Source organism: Actinomadura meyerae (assembly GCF_900188445.1).
Taxonomy (GTDB): domain Bacteria; phylum Actinomycetota; class Actinomycetes; order Streptosporangiales; family Streptosporangiaceae; genus Spirillospora; species Spirillospora meyerae.
The window spans coordinates 1-20399 of the sequence record NZ_FZOR01000069.1 but is presented as its reverse complement, the minus strand read 5'-3'; the positions used below and the strand labels follow the sequence as shown (position 1 = coordinate 20399).

The 20399-nt window shown below is 69.5% G+C and carries 17 protein-coding genes; 3 read left to right on the top strand and 14 right to left on the bottom strand.

Annotation, left to right across the window (positions count from 1 at the left end; translation table 11 throughout):
- Positions 1-25: 25 nt before the first annotated feature.
- From CHF16_RS38000 to CHF16_RS37970, 7 genes are read right to left on the bottom strand one after another with little or no spacing between them, the layout of a single operon-like run.
- The gene (locus CHF16_RS38000; RefSeq protein WP_089331045.1) at positions 26-769 is read right to left on the bottom strand and encodes an SDR family oxidoreductase; all 744 of its coding nucleotides are present in this window, start codon (positions 767-769) and stop codon (positions 26-28) included.
- Positions 766-2160 carry an alpha-L-fucosidase gene (locus CHF16_RS37995; RefSeq protein WP_089331044.1) on the bottom strand — a complete coding sequence of 465 codons (1395 nt, stop codon included), beginning with the start codon at positions 2158-2160 and terminating at the stop codon, positions 766-768. Before CHF16_RS37995 ends, CHF16_RS38000 begins: the two co-directional genes overlap by 4 nt.
- Positions 2157-3200 carry an oligopeptide/dipeptide ABC transporter ATP-binding protein gene (locus CHF16_RS37990; protein WP_089331043.1) on the bottom strand — a complete coding sequence of 348 codons (1044 nt, stop codon included), beginning with the start codon at positions 3198-3200 and terminating at the stop codon, positions 2157-2159. Before CHF16_RS37990 ends, CHF16_RS37995 begins: the two co-directional genes overlap by 4 nt.
- On the bottom strand, positions 3197-4024 hold the full coding sequence (locus tag CHF16_RS37985; RefSeq protein WP_089331042.1) for an ATP-binding cassette domain-containing protein: 828 nt from the start codon (positions 4022-4024) through the stop codon (positions 3197-3199). The genes CHF16_RS37990 and CHF16_RS37985 overlap by 4 nt, the downstream gene beginning before the upstream one ends.
- Positions 4025-4027: 3 nt before the next feature.
- Positions 4028-4906, bottom strand: a complete 879-nt coding sequence (locus tag CHF16_RS37980) for an ABC transporter permease (RefSeq protein ID WP_089331041.1) — start codon at positions 4904-4906, stop codon at positions 4028-4030.
- Complete coding sequence (locus tag CHF16_RS37975; protein ID WP_143228313.1) at positions 4903-5937, bottom strand: ABC transporter permease; 1035 nt, start codon at positions 5935-5937, stop codon at positions 4903-4905. Before CHF16_RS37975 ends, CHF16_RS37980 begins: the two co-directional genes overlap by 4 nt.
- A gap of 10 nt (positions 5938-5947) precedes the next feature.
- Positions 5948-7423 carry an ABC transporter substrate-binding protein gene (locus tag CHF16_RS37970; protein WP_179271910.1) on the bottom strand — a complete coding sequence of 492 codons (1476 nt, stop codon included), beginning with the start codon at positions 7421-7423 and terminating at the stop codon, positions 5948-5950.
- Between the two features lie 412 nt (positions 7424-7835).
- Between CHF16_RS37970 and CHF16_RS37965 the strand changes: the two genes are divergently transcribed.
- Positions 7836-8507: a GntR family transcriptional regulator gene (locus tag CHF16_RS37965; RefSeq protein WP_089331038.1), complete on the top strand. Its 672-nt coding sequence runs from the start codon at positions 7836-7838 to the stop codon at positions 8505-8507.
- Between the two features lie 10 nt (positions 8508-8517).
- Here the strand turns inward: CHF16_RS37965 and CHF16_RS37960 are convergent, their stop codons facing one another.
- On the bottom strand, positions 8518-9813 hold the full coding sequence (locus tag CHF16_RS37960) for a 2-oxo acid dehydrogenase subunit E2 (protein WP_218827030.1): 1296 nt from the start codon (positions 9811-9813) through the stop codon (positions 8518-8520).
- A gap of 19 nt (positions 9814-9832) precedes the next feature.
- Positions 9833-12010 carry an alpha-ketoacid dehydrogenase subunit alpha/beta gene (locus CHF16_RS37955; RefSeq protein ID WP_089331036.1) on the bottom strand — a complete coding sequence of 726 codons (2178 nt, stop codon included), beginning with the start codon at positions 12008-12010 and terminating at the stop codon, positions 9833-9835.
- A gap of 130 nt (positions 12011-12140) precedes the next feature.
- Here CHF16_RS37955 and CHF16_RS37950 point away from each other — a divergent pair, with 130 nt between their 5' ends.
- Positions 12141-12653, top strand: a complete 513-nt coding sequence (locus CHF16_RS37950) for a VOC family protein (RefSeq protein WP_089331053.1) — start codon at positions 12141-12143, stop codon at positions 12651-12653.
- Between the two features lie 313 nt (positions 12654-12966).
- Here the strand turns inward: CHF16_RS37950 and CHF16_RS37945 are convergent, their stop codons facing one another.
- From CHF16_RS37945 to CHF16_RS37925, 5 genes are all read right to left on the bottom strand, one after another.
- Positions 12967-14178, bottom strand: a complete 1212-nt coding sequence (locus CHF16_RS37945; protein ID WP_179271908.1) for an FUSC family protein — start codon at positions 14176-14178, stop codon at positions 12967-12969.
- A gap of 50 nt (positions 14179-14228) precedes the next feature.
- A complete protein-coding gene (locus CHF16_RS37940; protein WP_089331034.1) occupies positions 14229-15818 on the bottom strand; it encodes an FAD-dependent oxidoreductase in 1590 nt (529 codons plus the stop codon).
- Positions 15802-16227 (bottom strand): thioredoxin, encoded by a 426-nt coding sequence (gene trxA / locus CHF16_RS37935; protein ID WP_245869792.1) that lies wholly within the window; start codon positions 16225-16227, stop codon positions 15802-15804. The genes CHF16_RS37940 and trxA overlap by 17 nt, the downstream gene beginning before the upstream one ends.
- Positions 16228-16266: 39 nt before the next feature.
- Positions 16267-16713, bottom strand: a complete 447-nt coding sequence (locus CHF16_RS37930) for an Hsp20/alpha crystallin family protein (RefSeq protein ID WP_089331032.1) — start codon at positions 16711-16713, stop codon at positions 16267-16269.
- Positions 16714-16816: 103 nt separating this feature from the next.
- Positions 16817-18391 carry a Na+/H+ antiporter gene (locus CHF16_RS37925; protein ID WP_089331031.1) on the bottom strand — a complete coding sequence of 525 codons (1575 nt, stop codon included), beginning with the start codon at positions 18389-18391 and terminating at the stop codon, positions 16817-16819.
- Between the two features lie 191 nt (positions 18392-18582).
- Here CHF16_RS37925 and CHF16_RS37920 point away from each other — a divergent pair, with 191 nt between their 5' ends.
- A complete protein-coding gene (locus tag CHF16_RS37920) occupies positions 18583-20316 on the top strand; it encodes a winged helix-turn-helix domain-containing protein (protein ID WP_143228310.1) in 1734 nt (577 codons plus the stop codon).
- Positions 20317-20399 lie beyond the last annotated feature (83 nt).

Here is a 20399-nt window from a genome sequence, read left to right as displayed (position 1 = left end):
TCGGATGTGGATGGTGCGGGCCCGGCTACCAGTAGTGCCGGCCCGTGGCGACGACGCCGAGTTCGAAGACATGCGAGCCGGGCGGCGCCGTGACGATATGGAGCACCGAACAGGCGACCGCGTCGGGATCGAGAAGGTCGGTGCGGGGGGCGCGATCGGGGTTGACCAGCATGGTGTCGCTGCCGCCGGGGTTGACCAGCGAGACCCGGATCGGGCTGCTCTCCAGGCCGAGCTGCTTCGAGACCGCCAGGGTGAGCGCGCGCAGCGCGAACTTCGATGCCGGGTAGGCTCCCGACTCGCCCTGCGCGGTCCAGTGCGCCTCGACCGAGCCGATGTTGACCACGTGCCCCGCCGTCCCACGTTCCCGCATCAGGACGATCGCCCGGCGCATGCACGCGTACGGTGCCACGGTGTTGATGTCGAGCACCGCCCTGACCTGTTCGGGGGGTACATCTTCAATCGGGCCGAACGCTGCCGTGCCGGCGTTGTTCACCAGGACGTCGAGCCGTCCGTGCCGCCGCCGGACGCCGTCGAAGAGTTCGTCGACGAAGCCCGGGGCAGTGAGGTCACCGGCTCGGCTCTCGGCGGAGCCGCCCGACCGGGCGATCTGCTCCAGGACCCGGTCCAGTTCGGCGGCCGATCGCGCGGTGAGGACGACATGCGCCCCGGCCGCGGCGAGGACTCGGGCCGTGCTCTCGCCGATGCCCCGGCCGGCACCGGTCACGACGGCGATCCGCCCGGCCAGCGGCTGCCGCTCGTTCGCGGTCATCGGGCCCGCTCGCGTTCGCCGCTGAGGAAGAGCTCGATGACGGGGACGGTGACGTCAGGTTTGGCGATGGGGAGCTCAAGCCACAGGGCGTCGGGGTCGGGGGCGTGGAGCAACTCCAGCGGGTGCGACGGGGGTCGCACTTCCGCGCCGTCATGAAGGAACTGGGCGTAATCGACGTGCTCGCCCAGCCCGGGGACCACCAGAGGCTGGGTCGGCCAATGCAGGAGGTGAAGGTAAAGGCGGTGCGCCTGCGGGTTGTAGGTGGCCAGGGTGCCGGGGGGCAGCGAGCCCACCAGTTCCGCCGGCGCCTGGGTGCAGCCGTGGATGGACCGTCCGTGGAGTCTCATCCACCGGCCGATGGACGCCAGCCGCTCGACGCTCGGCGGATCGATCTCGCCCCGGCCGTTCGGGCCCACGTTGAGCAGCAGGTTGCCGCCCTTGCTGACGATCTCGATGAGCAGCGCGACCAGTTGCTCGGGCGACTTCAGGTTCGGCATGGCCGGGGTGTAGCCCCAATGGCCGTACATGGTCTCGCAGGTCTCCCACACCGCGGGCGTGCCGTCGCCGAGCGTCGGCCAGGTGCCCGGCACCGCCTGCTCGGGTGTGACGATGTCGAAGTCGCCACCCATTCGGTCGTTGACCAGGATGTGGGGCTGAAGCTCCCGGACGAGTTCCAGCAGTCCAGCCGCGTCCCAGTCCGCGGCACCCTTTCCAGGGTCGACGGCGGGATCGAACCTGGTCCATCCGGTCTTGACCGCTTCGAGAAACGCGGCCTTGCTGCGCGGACTGGACGACCGGTGCTCCCAGGCGGCGTCGTCATAGCTGTAGTCCGGCCAGAAGACGTCGATGGGCCCGTAGTCGGTGAGCAGCTCACGTACCTGGTCGCGCACGAACTCGCGGTAGCGGTTCATGTCCCGCCCGGCGTTGAGTTGCGCGCGATCGCCGTGGGCTTGCGGATGGATCTGATCGACGGTGAAGTCGGGGTGGTGCCAGTCGATCAGTGAGTAGTACAGACCCGTCCGCAGACCACGCGCGCGGAAGGCGTCGAGCATGGGCCGGAGCAGGTCGCGCCCGGCCGGCGTGTTGACCGCGGTGAAGTCGGTGTGGCGAGAGTCCCACAGGCAGAACCCTTCGTGGTGTTTGGCGATGATGACCACGTACTTCATCCCGGCCTGCGCCGCGGCGTCCGCCCAGGCCTCCGGGTCGTAGAGGTCCGGGTCGAAGCGCGGAAGGTAGCGGGCGGCGTAGTCCTCCGCCGCCATGGCCGTCTCGCGCTGGTGGGCGAAGTCCCGGCCGGTCATGCTGAACAGGCCCCAGTGGATGAAGAGTCCGAACCGCGCCGTGGTGAACCAGGAGGTGTCGCCCGCGGGCGGGGGTGTCGTGGAGGTCATCGCTCTTCTCCTTCAGTCGTCGTGGCCTCGCCGGGTACGGGTGCCGGGGATGCCGACCGGGCGAGCTGTCCGACCTCGTCCGAGAAATGACACGCCGCCTCGCGGCCGACCGGGAACGGCAGCGGCTCAGGACGCCGCCCGCGGCACATCGCCCCCGACGGGTCGACCGCACCCGACAGCGGGCATCGCGGCTCGAAGACGCACCCGTCCGCGGAGGTGGTCGGGTCCGGCGGGTCGCCGGTCAGCAGGATCCGGCGCGAGCCGGGCCGCCGCCAGGCACCGGGCGCTGCTGAGAGCAGGGCCGCCGTGTACGGGTGCCTCGGCTCCGCGAACACCTCTTCGACCGGTCCCGACTCCACGATCCGGCCGTGGTACATCACCGCGACCCGGTCGCAGAGGTGCCGGACGACGCCAAGATCGTGTGAGACGAAAAGGAGGGACAGCTCGAGCGCGGTCCTGAGCTCTGCGAACAGGTCGACCACCTGGGCGGCCACGGACGCGTCCAGGGCGGACACGGGCTCGTCGGCGACGAGGAGCCGCGGTTGTACACCCAGGGCGCGGGCGATCGCGACCCGCTGCGCCTGACCGCCGGAGAGCTGCCGGGCGTAGCGGCCGCCGACGGCCTCGTCCAGATGGACGCGGGCGAGCAGCCGATCGACGCGGGAGTCCAGGTCGGGCCGCCGGACCAGGCCGAGCTCGGTCATCGGTTCGGCGATGATCTGCCGTACGGTCATGCGCGGATTGAGGGCCGCGTGCGGGTCCTGCAGGACGGTCTGCATGGTGCCGCGCAACCGCCGGAGCCGACGTCCGGACAGGGCTGTGATGTCGACGCCGTCCAGGACGACCCGCCCGGAGGTCGGGTCCTGCATGCGCAGCGCGATTCGCCCGAGGGTGCTCTTTCCGCTCCCGGACTCGCCGACGAGCCCGAGCGCTTCGCCTTTGCGGAGTTCCAGGGACACCCCGTCGACCGCTCGAACGACTCCTCGGCGGGTGGGGATCCGGCACTCGATCGACTCGAGGCTCAGCAGAGCGCCGCTCATATCGCTTCTCCGTTCGCCGTGGCCTCCGTTCGGGTGCCGATGCCGGCGCCGCCGGTCCGGCGGGCCGCCTCCAGCAAGGCCTGCGTGTACGGATGCTGCGGGGAGGCGAACAACTCGGCGCACGGGCCGGACTCGATCAGCTCGCCGTCGCGGAAGACGAGCACCCGGGCGGCGAGTTCGGCCACGACGTCGAGGGAATGCGAGATGAACAGGATCGACATCCCCTCCCGCTCGTTCAGCCTGCCCAGCAGGTCGAGGATCTGCGCCTGGACCGTCACGTCGAGCGCCGTCGTCGGCTCGTCGGCGATCAGCAGCCGGGGCTCGTTCGCCAGTGCCATCGCGATCATCACCCGCTGTCGCATGCCGCCGGAGAGCTCGTGGGGGTACTGCTCGAGCCGGCGGGCGGCCGCCGGGATCTCGGTGTCCCGGAGCAGTTCCTCCGCGCGCTTGCGGCCGCCGCGGTTGCCGTGCGCCCGCATCACCGTCAGCAACTGGTCGCCGACGGTGAAGAGCGGGTTCAAGGCGCTCCTGGGATCCTGGAAAATCATGCTGATCTGCCGGCCCCGCACCGCGCGAAGGCGGGACTCGGGCAGTGCCAGCAGGTCTGTGTCGCCAAAGTGGACCGACCCCCCGGTGACCCGCCCGGGCCGCCGGACCAGGCCCAGGATCGCCCGTGCGGTCACCGACTTGCCGGATCCGGACTCCCCCACGATGCCGACGATCTCGCCCGGGGCGACGTCGAAGGAGACGTCGCGCACCGCGTCGACTCGTCCAGCGACGGTGTCGTACGCGACGCTGAGGTGCTCGACATTCAGTGTGGTCATCGTTCACCTCACCGCTTCCGAGGCATCCGCGAGGCCATCGCCGCACCAGTTGGCGGCCAGTGCGGTGAGCAGTACGGCCACTCCTGGCACCAGGGCGGCCACTGGATTGCTCATGATGCCGCTCTGGGCGTCGGTGAGCATCGCGCCCCACTCGGGGTCGGGCGGCTGCACACCCAGGCCCAGGAACCCGAGGCCGGCGACCGCGAGCAGTGTGTAGGCCACCCCGACGCACAGCACGGTTACCACGACGCCCACACAGTTGCGCAGTACATGGTGGGTGGCGATCCGCCAGGACCGCACTCCTGCGGCCTTCGCGGCGAATACGTAGTCGGCTTCCCGGACGGTGATGACCGCCGAGCGGATCAGCCGCGCGTCCCGGGGGATCGCCGGCAACGTGAGCGCGAGGACCGTGTTGCCCACGCCCGGGCCGAGGGCCACGGAGATCATCAGGGCGAGCAGGAGGAAGGGCAGCGCGAGGAAGACGTCGCACACCCTCATCAGGACCGCGTCGACCCGGCCGCCGAGGAAGCCCGCCGCCAAACCGACGGCGGCCCCACCCAGCCCGCTCGCGGCGACGGCCAGCGCGGTGATCCCGAGCGACGCGCGGCCTCCGACCAGCAGTCGGCTCAGAGTGTCGCGGCCGAGCGAGTCGGTGCCGAGCGGGTGCGCCCGACTCGGGCCGGCGTTGCGTGCCTCCAGGACCTGGGCGTTCGGATCCGTCGTCCACAGGAGGGGCCCGACCGTGACGGCGAGCAGGATGAGCACCAGCAGCGTGGCACCGAGCGCGGTCGTCGGGTTCGCCGCGATGCGGCGGCGCACGTCGCGTAGCAGCCGCGGGCGGCCGAGCCGGTTCGCCCCCGCGGAGGTCGTCGCCGCGCTCATCGCCGCGCCCTCGGGTCCAGGGCCGCGTGTGCCATGTCGGCGACCAGGTTCAGCAGTACGTAGAGGACGCCGACGAGAAGAGTGACCGACTGCACGACGATGTAGTCCCGCGACTGCAGCGCTTCGAGCAGGAAGCGCCCGACGCCCGGCCAGGTGAACACGATCTCGACCAGCACCGCTCCGACGACGAGGCTCGGGACGATGAGGCTCAGCAGGTTGATCAACGGCAGCACGGCGTTCTTCGCCGCCAGCCGCCACAGGATCGTGCGCGTGGGGATGCCGAAGGCGCGGGCCGCGAGAATGTACTGGGACCCGAGGACTTCGACGAAGCTCACCCGGGTGAAGCGGGCCATCACCGCAGCGGGGAGAACCGCCAGCGTCGCCGCCGGCAGCACCAGGTGCCGCACCGCGGTCACGAACGCGCCGCCGTCCCCGGCGAGGAGCGCGTCCACGGTCATGAACCCGGTCACCTCGTCCAACTCGGCGAACGAGGAGAACCGCCCGTTCATCGGGAACCAGCCCAGCTTCACCGAGAACACGAAGACGAGCACGAACCCGAGCCAGAAGACCGGCGTCGACATGCCGGCCACCGCCAGGCTCGACGACACCCTGTCGACCCAGGATCGCGGGCGGCGAGCGGCCAGCACGCCGAGCGCGAGGCCGGACGGGATCCCGATGACCAGGGCCGCGACGGCGAGCTCGATGGTCGCCGGCGTCTTGGCCGCAAGGACGTCGAGCACGTCCGCCCGCTGGGAGAACGACCAGCCGAGGTCACCCCGCAGGAGTTGCCCGAGGTATCGGCCGAACTGCTCGACGACGGGCCGGTCCAGGCCCCAGAGCTCGCGAAGCCGAGCCACGTCGGCCGGGTCGGCGCGGTCGCCGCCGGCGTAGACCTGGGCGGGATCGCCCGGAACGAGCCTGTTCAGAGTGAAAACGATCAGCGCTATGCCGAGGAGGACGAGCGGGAGGACCAGTATCCGTCTGAGCACGATGCCGAGAATCCCGTTGCCCCGGCGGGCGGTGGACGTCATCTTCGCCACCTCAGCCGACCGCGACGTTCTTGAACAACCAGACCAGCGCGCCGCGGTTGTGCCATCCCAGGTCGAAGCCGCGGACCCGGCCGTCGGCCACGGCCGACGTGCCGACACTCGCGATCGGAACACCCATGAACAGCTCCTCGCCGTTCAGCCGCTGAAGCCGCTGCCACGCCGCGACCTGCTTCGCGTGGTCGACCTCGCTGGAGGCGTTCTTCACGAGATCGGCGACCCGGCGGTCCGCCAGCGGGCTCGGAGCCGCCCAGGGCTTGGGATATCCCAGGTAGAAGAGCCGGAAGATGAAGTCCGGATTGAAGGAGTTGCCGTACCAGAGCACTTCGTAGTCGTAGTTGTACCGGTCACTGAGGTAGGTGGCCGGGTCCACGACGTCGATCTTCACTTCTATCCCGATCTTCTTCAGATCGGCTGCGATCGCCTCGTGGAGCCGACGCAGGGACAAGATCGGGCCCGACGACTCCATGGTGATGGCGCGCAGTGTCAGCCGCTGCACGCCGGCCTGCCGCATCAGCACCTTGGCCTGCGCCAGATCGTGGTTCAAGTCGTCCAGCCCGTCGCTGTATCCCTGAACGCCCTTCACGACCACCGGCTGGTCGACCTTGTGCGAGCTGGTGGGGTTGAAGAAGGCCGTGCGGTAGGCGTCCCGATCCAGCGCGAGCCAGATCGCCCTGCGCACGCGCGGGTCCTCGAGCTCCGGATGCTTGGGAGTGAAGAACCTGAAGAACACGTTGCTGCTCGGGGTCGCCGCGAACTGCTTGTTGCCGTCCATCCCGGCGAGGCGCTCGTGGTCCTCGGGGGCGAGGTCCAGCACCACATCCGCGTTCTTGCCCTGCATCGCCAGCGCGCGTGCGCCTGGGTCGGGCACCTGCTGCAGCCGCAGCCGGTCGAGGGACACCTTCTCGGGGAAGGCGCGGTACCGCTCGAACTCGACGAACTCCCCAGGCGAGAAACCGGTGACCCGGAACGGCCCGGATCCGGCGTCGCGCAGGTCCGCGACGCTCTTTCCGTAGCCCGGCTTCGCAAGCACCTTCGGGTTCAGGATCGGCATCTGGAACAGCGGGTCGCGGATGTCGAGACGCGCCTGGCTCAGCACGACCTTGACGGTCCCGGCGTCGACGGCCGTCACCTCGCGCACGATCGTCGGGCTTCCGAAGGCGGCCGACACCGCGCCGTACGGACCGTCGTCCCGCAACGAGTCGTCCTCGAAGAAGTAGGAGTGCAGGACCTTGGTGACCGCCGCCGCGTCGATCGGGGAGCCGTCGTGGAACGTGAAGCCCTTCTTGACGCCGATGGTGTGGACGAGGCCGTCAGATGACGCGCGGTAGGACGAGGCCAGCCCGTTGGCGATGCTGAAGTCGTCCTCGCCCGGCAGGAACAGGGGCCATGCCATCTGGTACATGCTGAAGATGCCGAGCGGGTAGGCGGTGCCCAGGTAGAAGTCGGCCGGCACCCCGTCGGGCGCCACGATCCGCAGTGTCCGCTTACCGGATCCCTCCGGCGAGCTTCCGCACGCGCTCAGGAGGGCCAGGAAGAGCACGCACAGGAGTGCTGCGGCGGTCGCCATCGTGCTGCGGCGTCTGGATGCGCCTCTCGGGAAGGGATACATTCGGTGGTCCTCCGGCCGGGGGTGGGCGGGTTTCAGATGGGCATCACCCTCATCTGATTGCGCCATATTGGATCCGATCTGCCCGCCGAGTCAAGAGGTCAAGGCAAGTTTTCCCAAGATAAAGCTCAGTGTCGGATCCAATACTCTACCTTCGTGCGCGCGACACGGCTTGGCACAGCGCGCCGCCAGGCCGGCTTCCTCTGCTAGATTTTGGATCCATTCGACCGCCACGGTCACGATCGTCGCCACGGAAGGAACGGATGTGGGAGCAATGCCCGGCGAGCGGCCGGCTCGGGGCCGCGAGTCGATGACCCAGGTGGTGGCCCGCCGCCTGCGCGACTCCATCCAGTCCGGCGAACTGGAGCCCGGCGCGCGGGTACGCCAGGAGACCGTCGCCGCCGAGCTCGGTGTGAGCCGGATCCCCGTGCGCGAGGCGCTGCGGCAGCTCGAGAGCGAAGGGCTCGTCGTCATCGTGCCGAACAGCGGCGCGAAGGTCGCCGTCCTCGACTTCGAGGAGTACACCGAGATCTACAAGATGCGCGAGCGGTTGGAACCGCTCGCCTTCTCCGAGAGCGTCGGCCGCCTCACCGGGGAGCAGAGGGACGACATCGCGCGGCTGCTGGCGGAACTGGAGGCGGTGACCGGGGACGGGCAGGCCTACCTGGAGGGCGACCGCAGGTTCCACCTCGCCTGCTACGCGGGCGTCCCGACACCGCGGCTGCTGAAGATGATCGTCGACTTCTGGAATACCACGCAGCGCTATCGCCGGATCCTCATCGGAACCTTCAGCCGGGACGACTACGAGCTGAACAACTTCGAGCACCGCCTCATCGCCGAGGCGGCGCTCAACGGGTCGACACGCCGCGGTGAGGATCTGATCCGGATGCACATCGAGCGTTCCCGGCTCCGGCTCTCCCACCACCGCGGCCTGTTCGACAGGTGATCCGCGCACGTCACACGAGCAACTCCACCGGGTTCTCCAGCAGTTCCACGAGCGCTTGGAGCCACTGCGCGGCGGTCGCACCATCCACCGGCCGGTGGTCGACCGCGAGACACAGCCGCATCAGCGTCGCCGCAGCGACCTGACCCCCGCAGACGACCGCCTCCTCGCGGGCCGCGCCCACCGCGAGGATGGCCGCCTGCGGCGGGTTGATGATCGCGGCGAAGTCCTCGACCCCGTACATGCCGAGGTTCGTGACCGAGATGGATCCGCCCTCGAGCTCGCTCTGCCGGAGCCGGCGCTCACGCGCCCGGTCGGCCAGATCCCGGGTGACGGACGAGAGCCGGCCGATGCCCAACTGATCGGCGTCCCGCACGACGGGTGTGACCAGTCCGTCGTCGATGGCCACGGCGACGGCGACATCGACGTGCCGGAACCGCCGGATCACGTCGTCGCGCCATTCGACGTTCATCGCCGGCACTGCCCGGTGCGCTCGTGCCACCGCTCTGACGACCAGATCGTTCACCGAGACCCGGTGTCCGCTCCTGTTGATCTCCTGGCGCAACGCCAGCAGCCGGTCGACCCTGGCAGCGCCGCGCAGGTAGAAATGCGGCGTCGTCTGCTTGCTCTCGGTCAGTCGACGCGCGACCGCCCGGCGCAGGCGCGAGTTCGGAATGTCCTCGTGACCTCGATCGAGGTCTTCTGACACCTCAGACGCGAGCACCGGTCTGCGATGTCCGGACGCGGCCGCCCCCTCCGCGGGCCGCTGTTCCGCCGGGACCGGAGCGGAACGCGCCTTGACCGCGGCGTCGACGTCCCGCCGACGGATCCGTCCACGCGGCCCTGTCCCGCGGATGTCCGCCAACTCCAACCCCGCGTCCCGCGCCAGCCTGCGCGCGAGCGGCGACGCGAACAGCCGCTCCCCACCGCGCGGCTCCGTGGCCACTGCCGTGGGCCCGGCCTCCTCCGTCCGTACCGCGACCGACCCGCCGGCCGGGGGGACGGACTGCTCCGAGGTTTGCGCGCCTGCCGACGGAGGAGGCGCCCCGAGGGAACTCAGCAGGGCCTCGGCGTCGTCCGCCGACTCGCCGTCGGCACCGTACACCGCGATCGGGGCGCCCACCGCGACGGTCGCGCCCTCCTCGACGAGCGTCCGGAGCAGGACACCATCGGCCTCGGCTTCGACGTCGACGACGGCCTTCTCCGTCTCTATGGTCATCACGACGTCACCGGCGCGGAACGCGCTTCCGAGTGCGGCGACCCAACTGGACAGCACCGCCTCGTCGGCGCCGGCAGCGACCTCGGGCATACGTAGGATCTCCGCCACTTCACTCTCCGGCGATCTCGTGCAGCATGGTGACGACCTGGTCGGTGCCGGCGAACGCCGCGCGTTCGAGGACCTTGCTGATGCTGGGGGACGCCTCGCCGCCGGTGATGCGGTGAACGGGAGCATCCAGCCAGTCGAACAACCGCCGCTGGATCTCATCGGCGAGCCAGCCTCCGTACGACGTGCCCCGCGCACCCTGCTCGGCGATCAGGACTCGGCCGGTCTTCCGGACGCTGGCCTCGATCGTCTCCCAGTCCAGGCTGGCCCGGTCCAGCCAGCGCAGATCGATGACCTCGGCATCCGTGCCCACCTCGGAGACGGCATCCAGCACATGCCGGAGCATGGTGAGATAGCTCAGGACTGTGAGCTCGCTCCCCCGCCGCCGGACGGCCGCGCGGCCGAGGGGGAGGTGGTAGTCCCAGTCGTCGGCGATCCCGGGGCCCGAGGAGCTGTAGAGGTCGACGTGCTCGAGCACGACCACCGGGTCGTCGCAGGCGAGCGCGGTGTTCATCAGTCCGACGTAGTCGAAGGGGGTCGAGGGCGCGACGACGCGCCAACCCGGAGCGGTGGCGAAGATGCCGGCCGGATCCATCGAGTGCTGCGAGCCATAACCGGTACCCATCGCGATCTTGCTCCGCAGCACGAGCGGCACGGCACCGGTTCCGCCGAACATGTGCCGCGCCTTACCGATCTGATTGAACAGCTGATCGGCGGCGACCCACATGAAGTCGGCGTACATGAATTCGATCACCGGCCGGAAGCGCCCGTCCATCGCCAACCCGCCGGCCAGGCCGGTGAAGGCGTTCTCCGAGATCGGAGTCCCGAGCACACGGTCGGGGAAGCTCTCCTTGAGACCGCGGGTGGCTCCGTTCGTGCCGCCGTTGAGACGGTGGATGTCCTCCCCGAGCACCACGATGCGGGGATCGGTCTCCATCCGGCGCCGCATGACTCCTGCGACGGCATCGATGAACTTCACCTGCTCGAGGCGGTCGGCGTGGTCCTCGGTGTCGGTGAACCGAAGGTCCGCGAGCTCGCTGAGATCACTCCTGACGCCCTCGTCGACGAAGCCGGGGTCGGGCCACTCGGCCGGTTTGATCTGCCGCTCGCGCGGCTTGCCGTTCGGCTTCGGCTCCAGGATCGTCGACGCGAGCTCCGACATGAGTGCCCGGGTGCGGGCCACGGCCTCCTCGACGTCCCGATCGCCGAGGAGGCCTCGCCGCCGCAGGTGTCCGGCCGTGTTGTCGAGCGGGTCTCGCTCGCGCCACTCGGTTTCCTCCTCCTTGCTCCGGTACCGGAACGCAGAGCCCGGGAACGGGCCGTTCTGGTGGAAGTAGCGGTAGACGTCGGCCTCGATCAGGGTGGGCCCGAGCCCCGAGCGCATGTGGTCCAGCGCCTCCCACATGGCCAGGTGCACGGCGAGCGGGTCCATCCCGTCCACCTTCCAACTGCGGATGCCGAAGCCCGGTCCGCGGCCCGAAAGACGGGGCTCGCCGGTCACCTCGGAGACGTGGGTGGCGACGGCGTACTGGTTGTTCTCGACGAAGAAGCAGATCGGCAGGGACCAGGCGGCCGCGAGGTTGAACGTCTCCAGGGTCGACCCGATGTTGATCGCACCGTCCCCGAAGTAGGTCACCGTGACGGCATCGGCGGCGGCGTTGCGGTGCGCCCACGCGGATCCGGCCGCGAGCGGAACGCCGCCGCCGACGATCGCGTTCGTGCCGATGGCGCCGGCCTCGAGCCACTGCAGGTGCATGCTGCCACCGCGCCCGTGACTGAACCCGCCCTCCAACCCGCAGATCTCACGCAAGGTGCGCAGCAGCACCGCGCGAACGTCGTCAGGCCACGTCTTGGTCGGGTCGAGGCCGTCAGGATGCAGGTGAGTGAGCACCTTGGCCAGGAACTGGTGATGGCCGCGGTGGGACCCGTTCACCGTGTCATGAGTGGTGAGCGCGATGCAGGATCCGACGGCGCCGCCCTCCTGACCGATGCTGGAGTGAGCGGGACCGTGGACGAGGCCCTCCCCGGCCAACTGCAGAACGAGCTCCTCGAAAGCGCGTATCAGGACCAGTTGGCTGAACATCGAGGTCAGCAGCTGGGGGGGCGCCGCGTCCCAGTCGTCCTGGGTGGCGGTGAACTCTGTCCACTCGGTGGCCGGGTCAAGGCGGCGGGTCTCAGGCATGGCGGTCCTTCCACGATCTCGTTCGCGGCCCACCTTGACATGAATTGGATCCAAAAGCAATCCTAGATACGCGATATCGCCTGTATACGGCGCATGCTGCGCTAGTGTTGGATCCGAAATGGAGGACCCCTTGGGCATTCCCGGCCTCGCCCGCCTCGACCACGTCGGCTTCACCGTCCCGGACCTCGACGCGGCCCGCGACTGGCTCGTGGACGTCATCGGTTGCGAATACCTCTACTCGCTCGGGCCCTTCGACGCCGACGACGTCTGGATGGCCCGCCACCTGAACGTGCCGCCCGGGACGGTGATGCGGAGGCTCGACTTCCTGCGCTGCGGCGACCAGGCAGTCTTCGAGGTCTTCCAGTACGACGCGATCGACCAACGCGGTGTCCCACCCCGCAACAGCGATGTCGGGGGCCATCACGTCGCGCTCTACGTCGAGGACCTCGATCGGGCGGTGGACCACCTGCGCGATCGAGATGTGACCGTGCTGGGCGACCCCACCTCGAGCCGGGGCCCCTCCCAAGGCCAGCGCTGGGTCTACTTTCTGGCGCCTTGGGGAATGCAGTTCGAACTGGTCTCCTATCCCCGAGGGAAGTCGTTCGACTGGAAGCCGGGCTCACATTCGCGGGAGCCGTCGTGACCCGGCATCCCGCCGTCCCCGAGGGCGTCATCGGGCTGCCCGGCTCGCTCGTCGCGGAGCATGGGCCGCGCGTTGGCGAGGAACCCCTGGTTCAGCGAGAGGCGGTCCGGGCCGAGCGGCGTTACAGGTCGGCGCCCTCGGCGCCGGTGGTCGGCTGGCGTACGTTCGCGTGGCCGGCCCGACCACTACGTCCGGATCGCCTCCAACGACTACTCGGTGCACCCGTCGGTGTCGTGGATTTCATCAGGCGCCATAGTCGCGTGACGATATTCATTGTCGAAGGCGCTCGCGGCCTGTCGGCGGCGAGAACGGGTCAGGAGCGTGCTCGACGAAGGTCGGTTCGCCGCCTGATCGGGGTCAGCGTGGCGGGCGGCGAAGGCTTGGGGATACGGAGTCGGCGACTCGGGCGCCTCGCCGGTCGCGTTCGTCGCCCGGCCTCCAGTTCGGTCCTCAAGCGGTCCAGGTGTACGAGGAGTTCACCATGGAGCGGCCAGTCGGGGCTGTCGGCCCGCAGCATCTCGGTCAGCTTGACGCGCCCTTCCCGCGCGGCGTCCAGGTGGGAGGCGAGCGGGTCCTCGAGGTCGGTGTCTCCTGCGGCGAACTGCTGTCGGCGCATTCGCCCGTAGGTGTCCAGCGCCGAGGCCAGGTGTCTCATGATCGCGGCCAGCACGGCGCGGGTGTCGCTTTCGGACAGCGGGTCCTCACGCCCCTGCTCAGGCTCGTTGGCGTGGTCGGCGAGGCAGCGTGCGAGGCCGCGGATGGTGACTCCGCAATGTTCCAGTGCGACCAAAGTCTCCCGCAACGACACCATTGACTTCAGCATCCCGAGGCCCTGCGGGTTGAGGCGGATGCTCTCCTCGGCGTGTACGAGTTCACCGTCCACCCGCTGGACCTCCCGGGCGAGGGACCGGGCCTGGTCGAGCGCCGCAGCGAAGGTGCGCGGCTCGGGGCGTTCTTCCACTGCGTCGGCAACGTTCCGGAGGTGACGGGCCATGGTGCCGCTGAGATCCTCCAGCGCTTCCTCGGCCGCTTGGATCTTGATGGGCGAGGTCAGCACCCCGGCGACCAGACCGGTGAGCGCGCCGACGAGGGTCTCCACGATCCGGCCCGCGGCCGCGGTGCCGGCTCCGAGGGACAGGATGAGCATGGCGCTGATCGGCACCTCGAGGATGTAGTTGCCGAGCCGCATCACGAATCCGCAGATCAGCGCAGCCGTGATGGCCAGGCCCAAGCTCCACCAGCTGAACCCCAGCAGGTTCGACAGCAGTGCCGCGACCATCACTCCGACCACGACACTGACCACGCGTTGCCAGACATGGCGGATGGTCTGGTACAGCGTGACCTGGACGACGAGGAGTGCGGTCAGAGGGGCCAGTAGGGGCCTTGGGTTTGCGGCCGGCACCCATGACGCGAACTGGAACGCGAGGACCGCGGTCACGGCGAGGCGGGCGATCACGATGGCCGTAGGCTGTGTGCGCAGCCGCTTCAGCCGCACCCTCACCGGCGTGACGGCGGTGCGCGCCACCGAACGTATCCGGTTGTCACGGCTCGACCTCATGCCCCGACGGCCGGTCATCAACTCAGGCGCTCGAACGCCAGACGAACCGCCATCGCTCCCTCTCCCACCGCGGAGGCGACCCGCTTGATCGAGCCGCTCCGTACGTCACCCGCGGCCAGTACCCCCGGAAGATTGGTCTCCAGCGGCAAGGCCTGTGGGCCGCCGGTGCGTACGTACCCCTTGTCGTCGAGTGCGACCGTGCCCGACAACCAGCCGACGCAAGGATCGGCTCCGATGAAGACGAACAAGGCGCGCACCCCGAACCGACGGACCTCACCGGTCCGGTCGTCCTGCGCCACGACCTCCTCAAGAAGACCGTGGCCATGCAGTTCACGGATCTCCGTGTGCAGGAACACCTCGATCTCGGGACAGCGCTCGATCCGATCGACGAGGTAGCGCGACATGTTCTCAACGAGTCCCGTACCCCGGACGAAGAGCAGCACGCGTGCGGCGTGCCGGGCCAGGAATACGGCCGCCTGACCCGCCGAGTTGCCGCCGCCGACGATGGCCACCGGTAGGCGTCGGCATTGCAGTGCCTCGACCTGGGTCGCCGCGTAGTACACCCCGGCGCCGTCGAAGTCGTCCAGATGCGGGACGTCCAGTCGGCGATAGCGGGCGCCGGTCGCGATGATGACCGTGCGAGCCGAGAGTTCGCCACCGCCGTCGAGGTCGACGGTGTACCGATCGTCGCGCGCCCGCAGTCCCGTGGCGCTGCCGGGCACGGTGAACCTCGCCCCGAATCTTTCTGCCTGGATGACCGCCCGATCGGTCAATTCAGCGCCCGAGATGCCGGTGGGGAAACCGAGGTAGTTCTCGATCTTGGAAGATGTGCCGGCCTGCCCTCCGGTGGCGGTGGCGTCGAGGACCACCGTGTCAAGGCCGTCGGAGGAGCCGTACACGGCCGCGGCGAGCCCGGCGGGGCCGGCGCCGATCACGAGCATGTCGTGCGCCGAGGAGTCGGGGGCCGGCGGCGGTAGTCCGAGGAGCCGGAGCAGTTCGTCGTCCCCGGGATTGCGCAGTACCCGCTCACCGTTCAAGATCACGACGGGTATCTCCGGCACCGCGACACCGAGCTCCCTGAGCAGCGATTCGGCGTCCTTGTCGTCCTCGACGTCGATCCATCGATGCGGCAGCCGGTTGCGCGCGGCGAAGTCGCGAAGTCGCCGGTAGCGGGCGGAGAACCGCGAGCCGATGATCCGCAGCCCGGCGCCCTGTTCGATGAGCAGGGACCGGCGGATGAGGAACGCGCGCAGGACGAGGTCGCCGAACCAGGGTTCCCGGGAGGCCAGTTCGCGCAGCCGCCGGGGCGGCACCTCGATCACCGCGCCGGACTCCGCGACGCGGGCTGTGAGGAAGGCGGGCTGCCCCGTCAGCAGACCCAGTTCGCCGAGGAAGCGCCCCGGACCGTGCACGCGGATGACTTCGCCCTTGTCCAGGATCGCCACCGTCCCGGCCAGGACAAGGAAGAAGCCGTAGTCGCGGTCGCCTTCGGAGAAGAGGATGTCGCCACGGCGGGTCGGGCGCCGTTCCCCGTATGCCGCGACCGCCTCGACCTGCTGCCGGTCGAGGCGGGGATACGCGCCGTTCAGGTCAGGTGTCTCTTCCAAGGGTCTCCCCCACCCACGTTCGGAGTGGCCCGGCGGGTGCGGCGCCCGCTCGCTGGTCGATCACCTTCCCGTCGCGCATCAGCAGCAGTGTGGGAACGGCGCGCACGGCGAAGCGCTCCTGGACGCGCGGCGCCCGGTCGATGTCGATCTTCACGAGCTTCAGGCGCCCGGCCATCTCGTGGGCGATGCGCTCCAGTACCGGACTGACCGTGCGGCACGGCGCGCACCAGGTCGCCCACAGGTCGACGAGGACCGGAACCGAGGAGCGCTCGGCGACCTCGGCGAAGTCCTCGTCTCCGGCCTCCGCGATCCATGGGAGCGGCCGGTGACAGTTGCCGCAGACCGGGCTGCCGGCGGCGACCGCCGGCACACGGTTCTTCTTGCCGCAGTGCTCGCAACGGATGATCACCGGCCCTCCCCCGGGTGTGGGCGGCATGCCTTGTGAGGGTCAGCCCTTGACCTCGATGTGGCGGTTCTTCTCGGTCGTGGCCTTGGGGACCGTCACGGTGAGCACACCGTCGTTGAGGCTCGCGTCGACCCGCTCGGCGTCGATGTCGGCCGGCAGGTACACGCGGCACTCGAACTGGCCGCTGCGCCGCTGCTTGCGATGCCTCAGCCCGCGGCTCTCCCGCTCCTTGACCTCTCCTGTGATGGCCAGCTCCCGATCGTGCAGTGACACGTCGATCTCGTCCTTCTTCACGCCGGGGAGTTCGGCCTCGATCACATAGGCGTCGTCGGTCTCGCTCACGTCCGCCGCGGGCGCCCAAGGCATCTCCGTGGTGCCGGCGAAGGCCGCGTTCACGAGCTGCTCCATCTGCTCGTAGAGGGGGTCGAACGGCCGCGGCCTCGAGGTGAGCATGCTGTCTCCGGGGCGGCGGATGCTGGGCAGTGCCATGGCTTGATCCTCTCGTTGGGGACGTTTCCTCCATAGGACGTTGCCCGTCCGGCCCCGTCGCGCACATCCTCAGAGTTGACGGTCCGGACGGGGCGGCGCCTGATCAGCCGACTTCCCGGATGTCGGGGTCCTCGAGATCGAGCCACCGGTCCACGGCCCGCAGGACCTCTGCGCTGATCCTGCCCTTGGAGTAGAGCCGACGCACCTTCTCGCGCTGCGTCCGCACCAGTTCACGGCGGAGGCCGAGGGAGTCGGTCACCTCCTCGTCGGGATCCTCGTCGATACCAGTGCGAATCCGGTCCAGAAGATCCTCGTACAACTGGCGGAACGTCCTGCCGGTGCGATCGTCTACCTCGCCGTTCTCGATGAGCTCGTCCAACCGTGCCAGAGCCGCCTCCACCACTGCCTTCCGTGCCTCCTGGTACTGGATCCGGACCTGGTCCGACTCGGCCAGGCCGAGTCGTCTCAGCAGGCCGGGCAGGGTGGCCGCACACCCGAGCAGGGTGATGAACACGACGGCGCCGGTCACGAAGAGCCGCTCGCCGCGTCGCTCCGGAGCCAGTCCCGGCGCCGACACCGGCAAGGACAGCACGATCGCCAGTGAGATCGCGCCTCGCATGCCGCTCCAGCCGATGGCGAGCCGCTCGCGCCAGTGCAGGTGGTCGAAGGCGACGTGCCGACCGGGCAGGTACCGGGAGAGCGGGAAGACGAACTGGGTCCAGGTCAGCCGCAGTGCCATGATGACGGCCGCGACCGCGGCCGCGCCCAGGATCGCGGGCCACCATGCCGAGCCGGTCAACTCGCGCCCGATGACGGGCACCTCGAGACCGAGCAGTACGAACAGCGCCGACTCCAGGACGAAGATCAGCACCTGCCAGAACAGATGACCGGGGAGCCGGGACGCCGGCTGGAGCATGCCCTCTCCGCGGGTGCCGAGATAGAAGCCCGCGCAGACGGTGGCGAGCACACCGGAGAAGCCGAGTTCGTCGGCCGGGACGAACGCGAGGTACGGCGTCAGCAGGGACACGATGATCTGGCTGGCGGGATCGCGGATCCGGCGGCGGAGGCGGGACGCGATGAAGCCCACCGCCAGGCCGTACGCCACGCCGCCGGCGACGACCTCGGCCAGCCGTGCGATGCCGTGGCCGACGGTGAAGGGTGTCGTCAGCGCCTCGACGGCCAGTACGAAGGCGGTGAGCGCGACGGCGTCGTTGATGAGGTTCTCCCCTTCGACGATGGTCGCGATGCGGTTCGGTGCGTTCAGCCGCTTCATGATCGAGATCGCGGCGACGGGGTCGGTGGGGGCCACGGCGGCCCCCAGTGCGACGGCCGCCGCCCAGCCCAGGTCGGGCAGGACCCAGCGCAGGACCACGGCGACGACGAAGGTGGTCACCGTCGTCAGGCCGATCGCCAGCGTCGTGATCGGCACCGCGTCCGCCTTCGCCTCGCGCGGGGAGCTGAAGAACGCGGCGTAGTAGACGAGCGGGGGCAGGAAGCCCAGCAGCACCAGTTCCGGCGGCAGCTCGATCTCGGGGATGCCGGGCAGGAACGCGGCCGCCGCACCGAGGACGACCAGAAGGATCGCGTCGGGTATCCCCAGGCGCGAGGACAGGCCCCGGGAGAGCAGCAGCACGGCCATGATGACCAGGCCGACGATGAACAGGGATTCCGAACCCATGATCGCGGCCTTCCCGCGGAAGCCACGTCCAGCCGAACGAGCAGGTAGGGAAATGTACAAGCGGGACGGATCCTCCGGCGATCCACTGGCCGGACGCGTCGAGTGCGCCGACCCGACAACGGCTGCTACCGGACTGAGGATGCGAGGGGCCCTGCGGCGCACGCAGGGTGTTGGGCGTGACTGAGGTACCAATGCTGAGTTCGAAGCTGGAGCCTCCTGCCCCTCCACCAGGACTGGTGGAGCGGCCACGCCTCGGCCGCGTCCTCGACGCCGGGCGGCATGACCCGATCACACTGGTGAACGCTCCGCCCGGATGGGGGAAGTCGGTACTGCTGAGCTGGTGGACGAGGGCGACCGGCGTTCGGGTCGGCTGGTTCGGGATCGAAGACGGGGACGACCCCCGGTTCTGGTCCTATCTGCGGGCCGCGCTGAACTCCGCCGGCAGGTTCGCAGGAGACGCCCTACCGTCCCCCGACGAGGGGCCGCACGAGGTGTTTCTGGCCCGGCTGGCGGCCGTGCTGGCCGATCTGCGGGAGCCCGTAAGCGTCGTCCTCGACGATTTCCATCGCGTACGGGACCCGGAAGTCTTGAAAGGGTTGGAGTATCTGGTTCAGCACGCCGGGCGGGCGCTGCGGATGGTCATCGTGACGCGCGGTGGCCCGGGACCTCCGTTGACGCGCATGCGGCTCACCGGAGCCGTCACCGCCGTGCGAACCGCGGAGCTGTCCTTCACCATGGCGGAGACCGCGGAGTTGCTGGCCGCGCTGGGCCTGGAACTGCCTGATCGGTACACGCGGATCCTGCTCCGCCGCACAGAGGGCTGGCCGGCAGGCCTGCGGCTGGCGGCGATGTCCATGGCCGAACAAGATGATCCGCTGCGCTTCGTCGATGGGCTGAGCGGCGACCACGAGACCATCGCGCGCTATTTCAGCTCGGAAGTGCTGGACGGGTTGCAGGACGGCCATCTGGAGGTCCTTCTGTGCGGCTCCGTGCTGGAGCGACTGACCGGCGGCCTGGCGGACGCTCTCACCGGCCGGTCGGACGGTGAACGGATCCTGGCCGAACTCTGGGACGCGGGCGCCTTCCTCGACCCGGTCGGTGACCGGCACTCCTCGTATCACTGCCATCCTCTTTTCGGCGAGTTCCTGCGCCGTGAGCTGGCCAGGCGGGCACCGCGGCGAGCTCCCGATCTGCATCGCCGCGCGGCCGCCTGGTACGCCGCGCGAGGCTCGTCCCCGGACGCGCTACGGCACGCCCTCCTGTCCTCGGACTGGCGGATGGCCACGGATCTGCTGGCCGAACACTGGCGCGAGCTCGTGCTGTCGACTTCGGACCGGCCGCCCTGCGCGCCCGACCCCGCGCCGCCGGAGGACGCACTTCGCGATCACCCGGACCTTGCGCTGGCTTGCGCACTGAATCAACAGATTCTCGGCGATCGGCAAGGAACCGACCGTTACCTGCGGCTCGCCCGCGACCGTAGCGGGGCCGACGACGACAGGGCCACGGCGATCCATCTGGCGCGGTCGGTGGCAGTGGGCGACGTCACGGCGATGTTCTCCCAGGCGTCACGGCTCCTCACGCACCGTGATGACGGCGATCGCACCCGCTCTGTCGCCCTTTCCGCGCTGGGTACGGCCCAGTTGGCCACAGGCGACCTGTACACGGCGGGGCGGGCACTGGACGATGGGCTGGCCGCGGCCGGGCGAGCGGGCCTGGTACAGGTCTCGGGGGCATGCCTCGGCAGGCTCGCCGTGGTCCGTGCACTGCTCGGCGAACTCCATCTCGCGGGGCGGGCCGCCCAGGAAGCACTCGGTTCCGCAGGGATCCCCGCGGCTTGCGGATACGCTCATCTGGCGCTGGCGATCACGCACCACGAATGGGGTGAAGCCGACGAGGCGGCACGATACCTGGATCAATGCCGTTAAATTAAGCTGCTGGGCAGATCAATCGGATCGTGGCCGGCGAGTCGTGGGTGATGTTCTCGTCCGTCTCACGTTTAACTCGGTAT